This is a genomic window from Flavobacterium ginsengiterrae (genome assembly GCF_039539785.1).
Lineage (GTDB): Bacteria > Bacteroidota > Bacteroidia > Flavobacteriales > Flavobacteriaceae > Flavobacterium > Flavobacterium ginsengiterrae.
On record NZ_BAABDU010000007.1, the window covers coordinates 63,364 to 79,806 of the forward strand.

The 16,443-nt window shown below is 32.2% G+C and carries 12 protein-coding genes; 7 read left to right on the top strand and 5 right to left on the bottom strand.

Going from position 1 to position 16,443, the window contains the following annotated elements:
* Positions 1-39: 39 nt before the first annotated feature.
* On the bottom strand, positions 40-6,552 hold the full coding sequence (locus tag ABD859_RS19570; RefSeq protein ID WP_345146341.1) for an alpha-2-macroglobulin family protein: 6,513 nt from the start codon (positions 6,550-6,552) through the stop codon (positions 40-42).
* Positions 6,553-6,683: 131 nt separating this feature from the next.
* Between ABD859_RS19570 and ABD859_RS19575 the strand changes: the two genes are divergently transcribed.
* The 5 genes from ABD859_RS19575 to ABD859_RS19595 all read left to right on the top strand — a co-directional run bounded on the left by ABD859_RS19575 (position 6,684) and on the right by ABD859_RS19595 (position 11,050).
* Positions 6,684-7,370: a tetratricopeptide repeat protein gene (locus tag ABD859_RS19575; RefSeq protein WP_345146342.1), complete on the top strand. Its 687-nt coding sequence runs from the start codon at positions 6,684-6,686 to the stop codon at positions 7,368-7,370.
* Between the two features lie 64 nt (positions 7,371-7,434).
* Positions 7,435-8,790, top strand: a complete 1,356-nt coding sequence (locus ABD859_RS19580) for a UDP-N-acetylmuramate--L-alanine ligase (RefSeq protein WP_345146343.1) — start codon at positions 7,435-7,437, stop codon at positions 8,788-8,790.
* Between the two features lie 140 nt (positions 8,791-8,930).
* Positions 8,931-9,620 (top strand): RadC family protein, encoded by a 690-nt coding sequence (gene radC / locus ABD859_RS19585; protein WP_345146344.1) that lies wholly within the window; start codon positions 8,931-8,933, stop codon positions 9,618-9,620.
* A gap of 3 nt (positions 9,621-9,623) precedes the next feature.
* Positions 9,624-10,310, top strand: coding sequence for a YjjG family noncanonical pyrimidine nucleotidase (locus ABD859_RS19590; protein WP_345146345.1), 687 nt, complete (start codon positions 9,624-9,626; stop codon positions 10,308-10,310).
* 2 nt (positions 10,311-10,312) lie between these two features.
* Positions 10,313-11,050, top strand: coding sequence for a hypothetical protein (locus ABD859_RS19595; protein WP_345146346.1), 738 nt, complete (start codon positions 10,313-10,315; stop codon positions 11,048-11,050).
* Between the two features lie 114 nt (positions 11,051-11,164).
* Here ABD859_RS19595 and ABD859_RS19600 read toward each other — a convergent pair whose 3' ends face one another.
* On the bottom strand, positions 11,165-12,442 hold the full coding sequence (locus ABD859_RS19600) for a replication-associated recombination protein A (RefSeq protein WP_345146347.1): 1,278 nt from the start codon (positions 12,440-12,442) through the stop codon (positions 11,165-11,167).
* Positions 12,443-12,602: 160 nt separating this feature from the next.
* On the opposite strand from ABD859_RS19600, the gene ABD859_RS19605 reads away from it, so the two are divergent.
* Both ABD859_RS19605 and ABD859_RS19610 read left to right on the top strand, forming a co-directional pair.
* Entirely contained in the window at positions 12,603-13,364 is a 762-nt protein-coding gene (locus tag ABD859_RS19605; protein WP_345146349.1) for a rhomboid family intramembrane serine protease, read from the top strand.
* Positions 13,361-13,933 carry a hypothetical protein gene (locus ABD859_RS19610; protein ID WP_345146350.1) on the top strand — a complete coding sequence of 191 codons (573 nt, stop codon included), beginning with the start codon at positions 13,361-13,363 and terminating at the stop codon, positions 13,931-13,933. The genes ABD859_RS19605 and ABD859_RS19610 overlap by 4 nt, the downstream gene beginning before the upstream one ends.
* An 8-nt stretch (positions 13,934-13,941) precedes the next feature.
* Here ABD859_RS19610 and ABD859_RS19615 read toward each other — a convergent pair whose 3' ends face one another.
* From ABD859_RS19615 to ABD859_RS19625, 3 genes are all read right to left on the bottom strand, one after another.
* Positions 13,942-14,742, bottom strand: a complete 801-nt coding sequence (locus ABD859_RS19615) for a DUF2490 domain-containing protein (RefSeq protein WP_345146351.1) — start codon at positions 14,740-14,742, stop codon at positions 13,942-13,944.
* A 41-nt stretch (positions 14,743-14,783) separates the two neighbouring features.
* A complete protein-coding gene (gene rlmB, locus ABD859_RS19620; RefSeq protein WP_345146352.1) occupies positions 14,784-15,518 on the bottom strand; it encodes a 23S rRNA (guanosine(2251)-2'-O)-methyltransferase RlmB in 735 nt (244 codons plus the stop codon).
* Positions 15,519-15,617: 99 nt separating this feature from the next.
* A complete protein-coding gene (locus tag ABD859_RS19625) occupies positions 15,618-16,436 on the bottom strand; it encodes a hypothetical protein (RefSeq protein ID WP_345146353.1) in 819 nt (272 codons plus the stop codon).
* Between the last annotated feature and the right edge of the window lie 7 nt (positions 16,437-16,443).

The window sequence follows — 16,443 nt, forward strand, 5'->3', positions numbered from 1 at the left end:
TTGCATTTATTGGAATTTGGAATTTTCTTTCTTGGAATTTTAATTCACTTTTACTCGAATTCCTTTTGTATGACTTGTAAATTCAGGAGCATACATACTTTCAATTGTAGTAATCCCGTTAGAGAATTCACCGCTGTTATTTACACGAATATCATATTCTATAACATAAGTTCCTTTATTAATTCTGTCAAAGAATAAATGTGTTGTAGCATCTTTTGTACTCATATAAAAACCTAAATGATCTTTGTACTGATATTCTGAAAGTACATTTACAGGTTCAAAACAAGAAGCACGCATATCTTTTAAATGCACATATTCAGTATCTTCTTTAGAAGTAATAATCAATCTTACTGTTACCAAATCACCAATTTGTAATGGACTTTTAGAAGTTATTTTCTCTAATTCCTTTCCTTTCAAAGTGCTTTTTTTGAGATACAATTCTTTTGAAACAGATAAAACAGCTCCGGTATTATTGTTGATTTTATCCAGATCTTCAAAATACTGCCAGTAAATACCGCCAAATCCCGGAACTTTAGATTTGTTTTCGATACTTATTGACGCCATTTCTTTTTTAATTTCTTCAGCTTTCCAATTTAATTTAATGTAACCTGTTTCTGCTTCTTTTTGGTTTTCATCCAATTTTTTGGTTAAGATTTTTTGATCTCCCATTTTTATAACCGTATTATCTTTTACCGAAAGCCAGTCGGTTCCCTGCATCAATAAAGCGTAAACGGCTTCTGTTGTAGATTTTGTTGAAGGCCAGTTTTTAGTTTGTTTGTTTTTTAACAGCCAGACTTTCATCGCATCGACAGATTTTGTGTCATTACTTATTTCGGCGAAAGCCTCAATTAATAATGCCTGCGTTTCAATTGGTGCCTGATACCAGTACCAGCCTGATTTATTGGCAATCCAGTACATTCCCCAATCTTCATTATTTGAAGAAGTTTCTTTTAAACTTTCTAAAATTGTGTTCGCTGCCGCTTTTTCTCCAAAACGATTTAATACTAATGCCGCTAATCCTTTTTCATAAAGTGTATAAGTAAGCCAGTTTTTCTTAGCGATTTCCAAATACAATTTTGATGCTTTTTTTACAGTATCAGAAAGCGGATATTTCTCTAAATAGAAACTTCTGGCATATAAATAATGTAAATCAGAATTTGGATTTACCCAGATAAGCTTTTCAGCTGGTTTTAAATTCTTGTTTCTGGCTTTGTAATATTCAAGAAACTTTTGATCTAAATACGGAATACCGGTTTCAGCAATTTCATCAATTTTAGCAATCTCACTTTCTGTTTTGCTTAATTTTGATAAATGACCCAATCCAGCCAAAATGTGCCTTGTAATATATTCGCTTTCTTCACCGCCGTCAAACCAGGCAAAACCTCCAGAAGATTTTTGTTTTTGTTTTAGTTTTTGAAAAGCACTTTCCTGAGCGTTTTTCATTTTTTCTAAATCAAATAAAAGCGCCAGATTTTTTTTCTTTTCATCTTCACTTTTTGCATCATTCAGCCAAGGCGTTTCTGCCAGAATCATCGATTTTAATTCTTCGTTTTCTTCCAGCTTCGAATTTAGTTTACCATTTTTACGCCAGTTTTCAAAAACGGCCGCCATTTTAGGATTGCTTGTAATTATTTCCGAAGCCAAAGAATTAGCATAAAATCTTGCAAATGTCTGCTCGGCACATTCATGTTCGAATTCCATTAAATAAGGCAGAGACTGAATCGCAATCCAGGTTGGGTTTGATGTATATTCTAATGTAAACTGATGATTTCTTAAAGAGGTTGAATTATTGTTTTTAAGATTGTCAAAAGTGTATTCTTTCTTGGAATTTTCGCGTACCCAAACCGGAATACTTTCTGTAACCAGCATATTGTTGGTCAGTACAGGAAGAATGTTTTCTTCTCCATCTGAAAAGTTTCCTGCTTTTGCCAGAATTCTGTATTGTACGCCTTGTAAGCCTTCTGGAATTGTAATTGTCCAGCTTGCAGTTGTATTTCCAAATGCTGTAATGGTAAAGTTTTTCACATTTTTTGTATTCAGCATTTTAGCGTCTATTGGTTCCATTGTCGCGGCATCAAAAAACTCTAAAATTGCGATTCCAGTTTTGGCTTCATCAGTAAGATTTGAAATTTTAGTAGTAATAACAATGGTATCTTTTTCTCTTAAAAATCTTGGAAAATTAGGCAAAACCATTAATTCCTTTTGAGTAACAACACTTTTTTCTAAGTAGCCTGAAACTGCTTCTTTGTTATGTGCCAACAAACGAAGTTTCCAAGCCGTTAAAGCTTCTGGAGAAGTAAAATTAAAACTTACTTTTCCTTTAGAATCGGTTCTTAAATTCGGGAAAAAGAAAGCTGTTTCAGATAAATTTTTTCTCGCTTTTACCTGTGTTAAAGCTTCAAGTGATTTTTTAGTTGTAATGATAAGTGCTCCATTTGCGCCTTTGCTTCCGTAAAGTGCTGTTGCTTTATCAGCTTTTAAAGTTTCTATAGAAATAATATCTGAAGGATTAATATTTTCTACTTCTTCTTCTGTTGCAATTTCTCCATCAACTATGTATAATAATTTTTGATCAGGATTTGAAGCTTTACCGCGAATCAATATCTTATTAGTATCACTAATTTGAAGTCCGCCTGCAGCACTTGCTAAAACCGGAGCCGGAGCGCCTGGATAAATACTATTATCTTCTTCAGCCATCATTTCAGATGATACATTTCTTGTCGCATACGAAAGTGATTTTTTCTCTTTTTTCATGCCATAACCCGTAACTACAACTTCTTGTAAATACTGATCATCTTCTTCAAGCGTAACATCGATAGTTTTCTCGTCTGAAATAACAATTGATTTCGTGGTAAAACCTATAAAAGAAAAGTTTAATTCTTCTCCCTTCGCTGCTTCAATTTCGTAATAACCGTCAAAACCAGTTACGGTTTGTCTTTGTGTTCCTTTAACTAAAACAATGGCGCCAGGCAATGGAAGTCCCGAAGCATCATAAATTACGCCGGCAATCATTTTTGCATTAGCTGGTTTTTTAGCTTTTTTACTAATTTGTCTGATATATTCGCTTTGTCTGTGTACATAATTAGGATCGTTAAAATCAAACCCAAACCAGATTAAACTTGTCTTTTCTTTGGTTAACTGAAGCCCGGACAGATTTCTATTTAAATTTCTAAATGCCGTATGAATGTTTTCAAAACCCAGAGCTGTTTTAGTATTTGCTCCGTTATAATTATATTCGTTAACGGCCAAAATATTCCAGTTTTCTATGGTAAACTGATCCAAAGAGCTGTCGTACATAGAAGCCAAAACTTCTGCTTCTGTTTTAGTATTATCTGATTTTAGCTGAAATGACCAGTTTTCAGTGCTTCCCGGCTGAATTTTATTTCTAAAACTTTCTACTTTCCATTCTAATTTTGGCTGTGTGCTTTTTAATACTATTTCAATTTCATCATTAAATGCCTGATTTTCAAAAATACTTTCGAAACTTATTTTTATGCTGTTTTCAAATTCGTCTTTTATCGGAATTTTTACAATTGCTTCATTGTTTTTCAAATGAGTTGTGGTTTCAAAATAAACTTTAGAGTTGTAATTGCCAATATTTACGATGTATATTTCTGGAATAACTGATGCAATTTTTATGAGTGCAAATCCGTCTTTTTTTGCATCTTCATTTACTTGTACAGCAGTAAATAATTTTCCGGGATTAAATTTGTCTTTACTCTGCGTAAGCTCAAAATTTTCTGTGGTTTCAATTGGATTATTAAAACTGTCTTTGGCAGAAAAAACAAGTTTATAATGTCCGGATTTGTAATCAGATATAAAATCTAAAGCGATTTTTTTATCTTTTTCAGTGTCGATTTTTCTGGTAAAAACTAAAGTTTCTTCAAGTGTAATTCCTTTTTCATTGTTTTCAAAAGGAAATAATTTTTCAAAATCAGAATCTGTAATGCCTTCGATTTCTGGTCTCTGCCAAAGTCTTGATTTAAATTTGTTTAAAAACGGACGCAGATAATATATTTTTAATTCGCCTTTTGCAGCCAGAAATTCTCCGTTTAAATTCGTGCTGTTTAGAATAACCGAGTTTTTGTCTTTTGTTGCAATTTCGTTTGGAATTTTAGCACTTAAAACCAAATCATGATATCCTACTTTTACCGTAGTTACGGTTTGATGTGTTTCGCCGTTAATATCGGTTACAGAAGCTTCGATTTCGTAATTAAAAACAGGAAGTTGCTCTTTATACGAGTTTTTAGTTGGAACGGCTTTAAAATCAATTACAAATTTTCCTGCAGCATCGGTTTTGGTTTCGCCGGAAACTAAAACTTCATTTTCTTCACGTCCGTAATAATGTCTAAAATAGCTTACATATCTTGTTACCGTATAAGTTACTTTGGCATCAGAAATAGAACTTCCTGCAAAAGCTTTGGCGGTTCCGTTTACTTTTACATTTTGATTAATCTGATAACTTTCTTTTTTAGGATCAAAAGTGACTTCAAATTTTGGACGTTTGTATTCTTCAACTTTAAAATTTAATTCTGAATAATCAAAGTCTACATGATCCCAAAAGGCATGTTCTGCTTTTTCTTTGTCATAAAGATTGTCTTTTTCATATTCAGATGATTCTTTTGCAGAAATTCTAAAATCTCCGGTTAGTCCACTTTTTGGCAGTACAAATTCACCAGAAAAAGAACCAAATTCATTTGTTACAACTTCAAATTCTTTAAAGTCATTATAATTGGCATCTTCAACAACAATTTTAAAAGATGTTTTAGGTACAACACTTGTTTTGTTTTCTTTTTTCTGAATGGCAATACCTTTAAAATATACAGTTTGTCCCGGACGATAAATGGCTCTGTCTAAATAAAATTCAACTTTTGCTTTTGCCCTGTTTTCAGAATATTCATTAATACTAGAATTATACTGAACATAGTTTCTGTCAATATGTACCGAATCATTTTCTAATGATACTTGTATATTTTCATTATTGTAATTATAATAATCCTCTGTTTTTTTTAAAAATGCTAAACCATTTGCATTTGTTTTAATTGTAAATTTTGGAGATTTAATGGTTACATTGTTTAAAGGTTTTCCAGTTTTTCTGTCTAAAACCTGATACGATATTTCTTTACTGTTTTGTGATGCTAAAACAGATAAATTAGTTACAGTAATGGTTTCAAAAGTGAAAGCTTTTTTGTCTTTAGAATCGGCTTCACTTTCAAAATACGCGATATAAGAACCAATTTTTAGATTTGGTAAAAGGATTTCTGTTGAGTATTGAAAATAATCTTTTTTGTTTTTAAAATCATAAGATTGAGAAACAGCAGGTTTTGTATTTTTTACGATTTCTTCTACTATAGTTTCTCTTTTATTGTAGTTGCTTTGAAAATCGACTAATTGCTTTTGATTGATTTTAAAGAATGAAACTTTTACCTGATCTACATTTTTGTATTCAACAAAAGCGCGGGTATTTTGATTATCATAAATATATTTTTGCAGCTGAATCGAAATAGATTTAGAAACAATGTTTTGTTTTTGCTGTAATGCAGATTTATAGGCATTTGATTTGTTTTCAACTTTAATTATGCTGTCAAGAACTTCAATTGCTTTGATGAAATTGTCAGGATACATTTCTTTTGATGCCTGCTGACTTAGAATTGTAGCTTTTTCTAATTGAATTTTCTGAATTAAAATTTCATCTTTTGTGCTTTTTTGGATGCTGTTAATTGCGTTTACAAAACTATCGTTATTATCCAATAAATAGTTTTTGACAAAAATAATGCGGTCAAACTGATTGTTTAAAGTTGGATAATTGGTTTCTATTTTTTGATAAAAAGAAAGCACTTTTTTGAGGTTTTCTTCTGTAACAAAATCAAAATTAAGTTTTATAAAACTATCTGTTTTGCCCAATAAACTTTCCTGATGGTCAGTAAAAGTCCATTTTTGAATTTCCCACGAATTAATTTTTTGTTTATAGAACTCAATATTTTCATTTAAAACATATTGAAATAAATTTTCGTTTTTGAAATCGTCTTCAGATGAATAATCAAAAATAGGTTCGTATGTAGATAAAGACGTGTTCTTTAAAACAGATTCGTTTTCGGTAGTCTGTTTTAAAGCCGCATTTATTTCGTTGTCAAAATTGCTTGTTGTCCAGGTTAAAAAATCAGTAGCAACCTCCGTAGTATTAGTTCTTTGCTGAATATAATATCTTTTTTGGGAGAAGTAATCGTTTAAGCATTTAGCATAAACCAGATTTAAAATCGCTTTTGAAGGAACTGAAACAATCGCAATATTTGATTTTAGGTTGTTGATGATTTTTGTTTGTGCATTTTCTTCAAGAACCATCATGTATTTCGATTGATAAAAGAAACATTTTATCATTTCGATTTCGTCTTTTCTGGAAACTGCTTTTTTGTAGATTTTATCGACAATTTCGTTAGCAGATTTTATTTTGCCTTCATTTTCAAAGGCAATTACCTTAACCCAGTTTTTATCTGTTTTTTGAGCAAAAAGTGCCGTAGAAAACAAAAAGAGTCCAAATACTATTTTTTTCATAAGTAAGTTTTAATCTATAGAGATGCTTTTTTGTAAAAAGGTTGGAAACACGTTAAAAAAAAATTTCGTACAAATTACTAATTTATATCAAAATGCAAATTGTGCATTCTATATTTCGTTATTTTTGAGTTATGAAACAACTAACAGCCCTTTTTTTGTTTTTGCCATTCTTATTGTGGCCACAGTCGAATATGGAGAAAGGCGAAAAGCTTTTTCAGGCAAAAAAGTACGAGGAAGCACAAATTGTTTTTGAAGAAATTCTGAAATCAAAACCTTCTGATGCCAAAGTAATTGAATATTTAGGCGATATTGCTTCTCATAATAAATCCTGGCAAAAAGCGGTTGATTATTATAAAAAGCTGAAAAAATTAAAACCAAGCGAAGCTAATGTGTATTTTAAATACGGCGGTGCTTTGGGAATGCGTGCTTCGGAAGTAAATAAAATTAAAGCTTTAGGATTGGCTTCGGAAGTAAAAGAATCTTTTGAAAAAGCAATTGAATTAAATCCCAAACATATTCAGGCCCGCTGGGGATTAATAGAATATTATCTTCATCTGCCGGGTATTTTAGGCGGAAGTGAATCGAAGGCAGTTTCATATTCTAATGAATTATTGAAGTTATCGCTTGTTGACGGTTATTTATCCCGAGGAAGAATTGAAGAGTATTTTGACAGATATACCGAAGCCGAAAAATATTATATAAAAGCAAACGAAATTGGTAAATCAAAAACGACATTTCAAAAATTATATAATTTATATTTGAACAAATTAAAAGACGCTAAAAAAGCGCATGAATTAAAACAAAAATTTGAGTCATAACCAATTCAATTACAGTATTTTTTGATGTTATTTGAATTTGGCATTCATAAAAATTGGAATTTAAATGAAAACACATTTCATCGCCATTGGCGGAAGCGCAATGCATAATTTAGCTTTGGCATTGCATAATAAAGGTTATCAGGTTACAGGAAGCGACGATGCAATCTTTGAGCCGTCTAAATCGAGATTAGAAAAAAAAGGAATTCTTCCTGCCGAACTGGGCTGGTTTCCTGAAAAAATAACAGCCGATATTGATGCCATTATTTTAGGAATGCATGCAAAAGCTGATAATCCTGAATTATTGAAAGCGCAGGAACTGGGATTAAAAATTTATTCATATCCTGAATTTTTATATGAACAGTCTAAAAATAAAACGCGTGTAGTTATTGGTGGTTCTCACGGAAAAACGACAATTACTTCGATGATTTTGCATGTAATGCATTATCATAATATTGAAGTTGATTATATGGTGGGAGCTCAGTTAGAAGGTTTTGACACGATGGTGCATCTTACAGAAGAAAATGACTTTATGGTTCTGGAAGGCGATGAGTATTTATCATCTCCTATAGACAGACGTCCTAAGTTTCATTTATATCAGCCAAATATTGCTTTGATTTCTGGAATTGCGTGGGATCATATTAATGTTTTTCCGACTTATGAAAACTATGTAGAACAGTTTGAAATTTTTATTTCTAAAATTACCAACGGAGGAATTTTGGTTTATAACGAAAATGATCCTGAAGTAAAACGTGTGGCCGAAGCAGCAACAAATCCAATTCGTAAATTGCCGTATAGTACTCCAGAATATTCTGTTGCCGATGGCGTAACCTTATTGAAAACTCCGGAAGGCGATATGCCAATTGAAGTTTTTGGAGCGCATAATTTAAATAATCTTGCCGGAGCAAAATGGATCTGCCAAAATATGGGCGTTGACGAAGAAGATTTTTACGAAGCTATTGCCAGCTTTAAAGGCGCTTCTAAACGTTTAGAAAAAATCGCCGAAGGAAAAGGAAAAGTAGCTTATAAAGATTTTGCTCATTCGCCAAGTAAAGTCGCTGCAACTACAAAAGCGGTTAAAGAACAATATCCAAACCGAACTTTAGTTGCTTGTTTAGAACTGCATACTTACAGCAGTTTAAATGCCGAATTTTTAAAAGAATATGAAGGCGCTCTTGAATATGCAGATATTGCGGTTGTGTTTTATTCGCCGGATGCTGTAAAAATCAAGCAGCTGGAAGAAGTTACTTATGAGCAAATTGCAAAAGCTTTTAATAGAAAAGATTTGATTATTTACACAAATCCAACTGAATTTAAAGAATATTTATTCAACTTAAATCTGGATAATTCTGCACTCTTATTAATGAGTTCAGGAAATTACGGAGGTTTAAACTTTGATGATGTAAAAGGATTGATTGAGTAATTAATCAATTTGAAAATTATAGAATGTGCCAATTGTTTTTACAGTTGGCACATTTTTTTTAAAGTTAATTTTAAATGACTAAACTTAATTGAAAGATTTTTCTTCTTTTTAATTTATATTCGCGTTTTAAAAATTTTTATATGAAAGGAGATCATTTTGCAATAAAAGATTGGTCTGATGATGATAAACCACGCGAAAAATTAATTGTAAAAGGTAAAGATGCTTTAAGTGATGCGGAATTAATGGCAATTTTAATTGGTTCCGGAAGTCGTAATGAATCTGCTGTTGCACTAAGCCAGCGAATATTGGCTTCTGCAAAAAGTTTAAATACTTTAGGAAAAATGACTATTTCTCAATTAATAAAATTTAAAGGAATAGGAGAGGCAAAAGCGGTTTCTATTGTCGCGGCACTAGAATTAGGCAGAAGGCAAAGAGCAGAAGATACATTGAAGTTAAAAAAAATAACTTCGAGTAAAGCAGCTTTCGAAATAATGCAGCCCATTATTGGCGAACTTCCACATGAGGAGTTTTGGGTGCTTTTTCTTAATAATTCAAATAAAGTAATTTCTAAATCGCAATTAAGCAAGGGCGGGATTGCCGGAACGCTTGTAGATATACGCCTGATTTTTAAATTAGCATTAGAAAATGGTGCTACTGGTTTGATTTTGTGCCATAATCATCCTTCGGGAGATTTAAATCCAAGTCATGCAGACAAACAGATTACAACTAAAATTAAAACAGCAGGGGAGATATTAGATGTTAAAATTTTAGATCATATAATCGTTACTGAAACAAAATATTATAGTTTTGTAGATGAAGGAATTTTTTAATCTATGAATACTAATATAACTGACATTTTTTTTGATCTGGATCATACTTTATGGGACTTTGATAAAAACTCTCAAATGGCTTTTGACCGCATTTTTAAAACCAATTTTGGAACCATTAAAATTGAAGATTTTATTGAAAAATATATTCCAATAAATCAGGAATGCTGGAAATTGTATCAAACCGATCAAATTACACATCAGGAATTACGTTATAATAGACTAAAGCTTTCTTTTGATGCGTTAAATTATGCAATGTCTGACGAAAATATTAATCAGATTGCCAACGATTACATTGAATTTTTGACTGATAATAATTATCTTTTCGATGGCGCAATTGAAGTTTTAGAATATTTAAAACCTAAATACAGACTGCATATCATTACAAATGGTTTTGCAAATGTTCAGGATAAAAAAATTACTAATGCCGCGCTTGGAGGATATTTTACTACGATTACAAATTCTGAATCAGCGGGAGTAAAAAAGCCAAATAGTATTATCTTTGATTATGCTGTTAATCTGGCTCAATCGTCAAAAGAGAATTCTATTATGATTGGCGACGATTTTGATGCTGATGTAAACGGAGCTTTAAATGCAGGTATGGATGCTATTTTTTTTAATATAAAAAATGTTGAAACGCCTAAAAACTATAAACAAATTAACCATTTATTAGAACTTAAAAACTATCTATAATTATGAAATTAAAAGTTTTATTGACCTTACTTCTTTGTTCTGTACTTGGATTTTCGCAATCCATTAACGATTATAAAGCGGTTATAATACCTGTAAGGTATGATTTTATGAAAACCGATAATCAATACAGATTAGCTACAATAACCAAAACAAATCTTCTTAAAGCTGGATTTAAAGCTTATTATGCCAATGAAGAAATACCGGCAGGAACAGGCGAAAGATGTGAATTGCTTTATATTGATGTTAAAAAAGATAATGCTTTTTTAGTAACTAAACTTTATGCGGAGTTTAAAGACTGTTACGGAAAAGTAGTTTACACTTCTGAAACCGGAAAAAGCAGAGAAAAAGATTATGAGGCTGCATATAAAGAAAGTCTTGATAACGCTTTTATTTCTGTTATCGCACAACACTATAAATACAACGGAAAAACAATCGCGACGACTCAGCCTGCACAAACAAGTGCTCCTGTAGTTTCTGCTGCAACAGTAACAACGACAATACCAGTTGCTGATGTTTCAGATCCGAATTTATTATATGCACAGCCAACAGAAAATGGTTATCAATTAATTGATAAAACACCAAAAGTGGTAATGAAATTACTTAAAACTTCCCGTGCAGATTCTTTCATTGCAATTAAAGACGGCGTTCAGGGTTCATTAAATGCAAAAGATAATGGCTGGTATTTTGAATACTACCAAAACGATAAATTAGTTTCAGAAAAAATTTCTGTTAAGTTTTAGATTTTAGATTTTAGATTTTAGATTTTAGATTTTAGATTTTAGATTTTAGATTTTAGATTTTAGATTAAGAAGTTTAAACATCTCTATAAAACAATAAACAATAAACAGGTTAACTTAATAACCATATTTATCTTTCCAACGGTTCTTTAAGAATTCACGGTTGCTGTTCTCTCTGGAATTGCTTCCTGGATTGTAAAGAACCGTTTCTTTTATGGCATCAGGCAAAAACTCTTGTTCGGCAAAATTATTGGCGTAATTATGCGAGTATTTATAATCTTCGCCATAACCTAATTCTTTCATCAGTTTTGTCGGTGCATTTCTTAAATGAATTGGAACCGGAAGATCACCGGTTTGTTTTACTAATTGCTGGGCGTTTCCAATTGCCATATACGATGCATTGCTTTTTGGCGATGTTGCGAGATAAATTGCGCATTGGCTTAAAATAATTCGGCTTTCTGGATAACCAATAGTCGAAACAGCCTGAAAAGTATTGTTTGCCATTATAAATGCCGTTGGATTTGCATTTCCAATATCTTCGCTTGAAAGAATAAGCATTCTTCGGGCAATGAATTTTACGTCTTCACCACCTTCAATCATTCTGGCAAGCCAATAAACAGCTCCATTTGGATCGCTTCCTCGAATCGATTTTATAAAAGCAGAAACAATGTCATAATGTTGTTCTCCTGTTTTATCATACAAAACCGTATTCTGCTGTACTAGTTCTAGAACACGATCATTAGTAATTATTATTTCGTCACTGGCAGATGCGTTTACTACTAGTTCAAAAATATTCAGCAGTTTTCTGCCGTCGCCTCCGGAAAGTCTTAATAAGGCTTCGGTTTCTTTTAGTTTAATATTTTTGGCAGATAGTTCTGTGTCGATTTTTATGGCGCGATATAATAAGGCTTCTAAATCGTCTTTTGTAAAAGCATTTAGTATATATACCTGACTTCTGGATAATAATGCGGGAATAACCTCAAAACTTGGGTTTTCTGTGGTTGCGCCAATAAGCGTGATCCAGCCTTTTTCGACAGCTGCTAAAAGTGAATCTTGCTGTGATTTACTAAATCGGTGAATCTCATCAATAAATAAAATTGGATTTTTAGCGGTAAACAAGCCTCCGCTTTGTTTCGCTTTCTCAATTACGTCTCTAATATCTTTAACTCCGGAATTAATTGCGCTTAGTTCATAAAACGGACGTTTAGATTCTTGCGCAATAATTTGTGCCAGTGTAGTTTTTCCTGTTCCGGGTGGTCCCCAAAAAATTAAAGAAGGAATTATTCCTTTCGAAATTTGCTGCGTTAAAGAGCCGTTTGGTCCTACCAAATGACTTTGACTAATGTAATCTTCTAATTTCTTTGGGCGAATACGCTCTGCTAAAGGTGCTTCCATTTTGTAAAATTACTATTTTCAAATTAATTTTATTTGTTTAGAAAGATATATGCCGGCTCGTTTGTAAACATTTAACACATAATTGCGATGCTGACAAAATATCAGTAGATTTTATTTGGATAGTTTTTTGATGTCGTATTTAAAAATAGATCTGAATTGTATGAACGATAATCACTTTAAATTTTCAAATGCTGTAATTGGACTTCCAGTATTGTTTGTGCTTTTATTATGGGTAATTTATTGGATTCAGATTCGTTTTGATTTTGATTTTTATCAAAACGGAATTTATCCGCGGGACTTTTCTGGTTTACAAGGTATATTGTTCAGTCCGTTCATTCATGAAAATTTAGAACATTTGTATAATAATTCTATTCCGCTTTTAGTGTTATTAGCTGCTTTGCAGTTTTTTTATCCTAAACAGTCATTTTCAGTAATCTTTTTTGGAATTGTATTTTCCGGATTAATAACATGGATTATTGGCAGGGCAAATTTCCATATAGGAGCAAGCGGGCTGATCTATGTTTTGGTCAGTTTTATTTTCTTTAAAGGAATTCAAACCAAATATTATCGATTAGTTGCTCTTTCGTTATCTGTTATTTTGCTTTACGGCGGCATGATTTGGTATGTATTTCCTGATATAGATAAAACAATTTCGTGGGAAGGTCATTTGGCGGGATTTATAACAGGATTTGGACTTTCATTATATTACAAAACTCCCGAATATACTAAACCTATAATTTATGATTGGCAGAGGCCAGATTTTGATCCTTCAGAAGATCCTTTTATGAAACATTTTGATGAAAATGGAAATTTTGTAAATACCGAAGTTGATGAAGAAGTTGAAAACCCGGAATCGTTTTTTAATTCAAATATTACGGTGAATTATATTATAACAAAATCAGAATCAGGAGATAAAGTGTGAAAATTGGATTGGTGTTATTAAAATGTCTAAATTTGTTAGAGGTCATTTTAATTTTATTCAGTCGTATCATGAAAAAGTTTTCCGCTGCAATTTTGACTTTATTGATTTTAGGCTGTGCTAAATCTTTTGCGCAGTGTGAGATAAAAAACAGGGTTTTGGCAGATGGCTCTATGGTATATTATTCTAATCCTGAAGTTTTTTACACAACTAAATCAAAATCGCTAAAAATAAATATAGTAACCGATAAAGAAAATTATTTTGTTGCGTTACAGCCAACTCCTTTTCCAGAGAAAAAAACGGGTAAAAAAATCACAGATGATTTGATTATATATCTTGCAGATAAAAAATCTTATAAGCTGGCTCATTTTGACACTCAATATATAGCAAACGATTCTGTAATGCAGGTTTTATATTTAATAGATGCAAAGGATTTAGATGCTTTTTCTAAATTCGAAGCAATGACTGCCGCTATAAATATGAAAGGAACGGAATTTATTCGTGATTACAACTTTAAACTCCACAAAGATGAGATTGTAAAACAATTAGCTTGTTTTTTAAAGAAAGATTAGAATTGAATTTACTCATCAGTTTCCGGTTGAGGATGATGAAGTTTTTTGCTTATATTTTTAAAAAGATTGTTGAAGGTGAGGGTTAATGATCCTGCATTTACAATTTGATTTCCATTGTCTCTTGGCAGGTAATCATTTGCATAAGTTATTTCAAGCTGTATATCATCAGTAAATAAATATCCGGCTCCTACATTTAATCTGTTTCTGTCAAAAAAACTTAATCCGGTTACTTTGGTCCCGGATTTTAAAAATATTTCATCCGAAGCTACTCCATAAACCACACCACGACGCAGGACTTTACTATTTATAGGTTTTAAATATTTGATTTGATGTCGGTACCGAAAAACATTTTCATAAGTATCATCTTCATTTTTCATGTGCCGAAGTTCTGCACGCATTCTTGTGCTAAGTGTATATCCAGTTTTATGAAAATAGTAAATACCTTGTAAAGCAAAACGCCATTCCGGCGATTCGAATTGCCCAATTTCAGGAACATCTTTATTGTTAAAATAAGCAATAAATGAGGAAAGTTTCCAGCGTGGAGTTAGATAATAATGTCCCCAGCCGCGAAAAGATCTTTGGGTATTTTGTTCAAAAATATTAGGTGATGATTCTGTGCTGCTGTAACTGGTTCCCAAATTTAATTCGGTTGACCATTTTTCATTTATAGTTCTGTTAAACTGAACCTCACCCCAAAATTGATTGTAGTGTATGGTTTGTCCATGAGAAGTAATACTTGTAAAGATTGTCATTACAAGTATTGAACTTATCTTTTTGAATAATATGTTATGATTAGGGGATAAAGACATAATTTTTTTTTAATTAATTGTCATTCCTAATTCTATATATTCTAACTTCTCTGGCGTACAGTTTCGTATAAAAATGCCCCGCAGGCTACAGATACATTTAATGATCCTATAGATCCAAACATTGGCAGTTTTGCTTTTTCATCAACAATTTTAAGAACTGATGGATTTATTCCTCGGTCTTCAGAACCCATTATAATCGCTAACGGCTCATTTAATGATATGTCGTAAATATTTTGATCTGTTTTTTCAGTGGCAGCTACTGTTTTAATTCCTGAACCCTGTAAGTAGAAAATAGCATCTTTAATATGCTCAACTTTACAGATAGGTACATTGAAAACGGCTCCGGCTGAAGTTTTAACTGTATCTCCATTCACTGGTGCCGATCCTGCTTTTTGAATAATGATTCCGTTTACGCCAGTACACTCTGCTGTTCTAATTATAGCACCAAAATTTCTAGCATCAGAAATTTGATCTAAAATTAAAAATAATGGTTTTGAACCTGAAGCAATAGTTGATTCTACAAGATGTTCGATGTCGATAAATCCAATTGGTGAAATGGTTGCAACAGCTCCCTGATGATTATTCGGTGTTAACCGATTTAGTTTTTCAACAGGAACGTATGAAAAATTAATGTTGGCACGTTTCATTACCTTCATTAAGTCCTTCATTAATTCACCAGAAATCTCTTTTTGTATAAATACTTTGTCAACTTCCTGACCCGCTTGTATTGCTTCTATAATAGCTCTAATGCCAAATATTTGATGTTCTTTTTCCATGGGACAAATATAGGTATATTGTTTATATAAAAAAACCGCTCTGAATTAACAGAGCGGTTTTGGATTTATTAAGAAGTTTTATGTTTCTTCTTTTTCGAACTAGATTGCGTCAGTATCAAATGTAACTGTTGTAGAAATCTGATCTGTTTGACCTCCTGTAGCAGTTATAACGAATCTGTAAGTAATTTTGTCTCCAGCAACAAGTCCTCCGTAAGTAGCGTAAGGAATTGCAGCTAAATCTACAGATTGTGCAGTAGTCTTTAAAGTTAAAGGTAATTCAGCAAATGTAGTGCTGTCATTTTTAGCCCAATATCCAACTATACTAGTTATTGTAGTAGTAGATTTTTTAACTGGAGCAATGTATACTAATGCAGGAGTTGTATCTCCGTACGTTATTTCTGACACACCACTTGCAGTAGTGTTTGCAAGTTTTCCTTCATCATTGAAACCTTGCCAAGAAATTCCTTTTCCAACTGTAAGTGTCCATGGAGCTCTTGTTGTTGAACCATCAGAATAAGTTGCAAGAATTGCTAATGAGTAAGAACCTGTTTTACCAGTAAGAGTTGTTACTCCTCCAGAAGTTACAGGGAATACATCAAAACTTCCTAAAACAGAAGTGTTGAATGTACCTTTTCCTTCACTAAGAGTTAAGTCTGTAACTTTGTCACCAAATATAATTGGGTCAGAAGTTACTTTAGCAGTGTTTTTGAAAACTTCTACTTTAGTAACAGTTACTCCTTCTTGAGTAAATGTATTAAAAGGAAGAACAAAATTATTATCCAAACGACTAATACTTGATGTCGTTGGAACTGCATTTCCGCCTACAGATGTCAAATTTACATTGTCATCTGCTGAATCACAAGAAGCTAATACCGCAATTAATGCGAACGCAGCTATTTGTTTTATATATTTTTTCATACTTGTA

What these genes read in the sequence shown, in the direction of transcription:
- ABD859_RS19570 (WP_345146341.1), bottom strand. Translation starts at nt 6,552, where the DNA reads ATGAAAAAAATAGTATTTGGACTCTTTTTGTTTTCTACGGCACTTTTT.
- ABD859_RS19575 (WP_345146342.1), top strand. Translation starts at nt 6,684, where the DNA reads ATGAAACAACTAACAGCCCTTTTTTTGTTTTTGCCATTCTTATTGTGG.
- ABD859_RS19580 (WP_345146343.1), top strand. Translation starts at nt 7,435, where the DNA reads ATGAAAACACATTTCATCGCCATTGGCGGAAGCGCAATGCATAATTTA.
- radC (WP_345146344.1), top strand. Translation starts at nt 8,931, where the DNA reads ATGAAAGGAGATCATTTTGCAATAAAAGATTGGTCTGATGATGATAAA.
- ABD859_RS19590 (WP_345146345.1), top strand. Translation starts at nt 9,624, where the DNA reads ATGAATACTAATATAACTGACATTTTTTTTGATCTGGATCATACTTTA.
- ABD859_RS19595 (WP_345146346.1), top strand. Translation starts at nt 10,313, where the DNA reads ATGAAATTAAAAGTTTTATTGACCTTACTTCTTTGTTCTGTACTTGGA.
- ABD859_RS19600 (WP_345146347.1), bottom strand. Translation starts at nt 12,442, where the DNA reads ATGGAAGCACCTTTAGCAGAGCGTATTCGCCCAAAGAAATTAGAAGAT.
- ABD859_RS19605 (WP_345146349.1), top strand. Translation starts at nt 12,603, where the DNA reads ATGAACGATAATCACTTTAAATTTTCAAATGCTGTAATTGGACTTCCA.
- ABD859_RS19615 (WP_345146351.1), bottom strand. Translation starts at nt 14,742, where the DNA reads ATGTCTTTATCCCCTAATCATAACATATTATTCAAAAAGATAAGTTCA.
- rlmB (WP_345146352.1), bottom strand. Translation starts at nt 15,518, where the DNA reads ATGGAAAAAGAACATCAAATATTTGGCATTAGAGCTATTATAGAAGCA.
- ABD859_RS19625 (WP_345146353.1), bottom strand. Translation starts at nt 16,436, where the DNA reads ATGAAAAAATATATAAAACAAATAGCTGCGTTCGCATTAATTGCGGTA.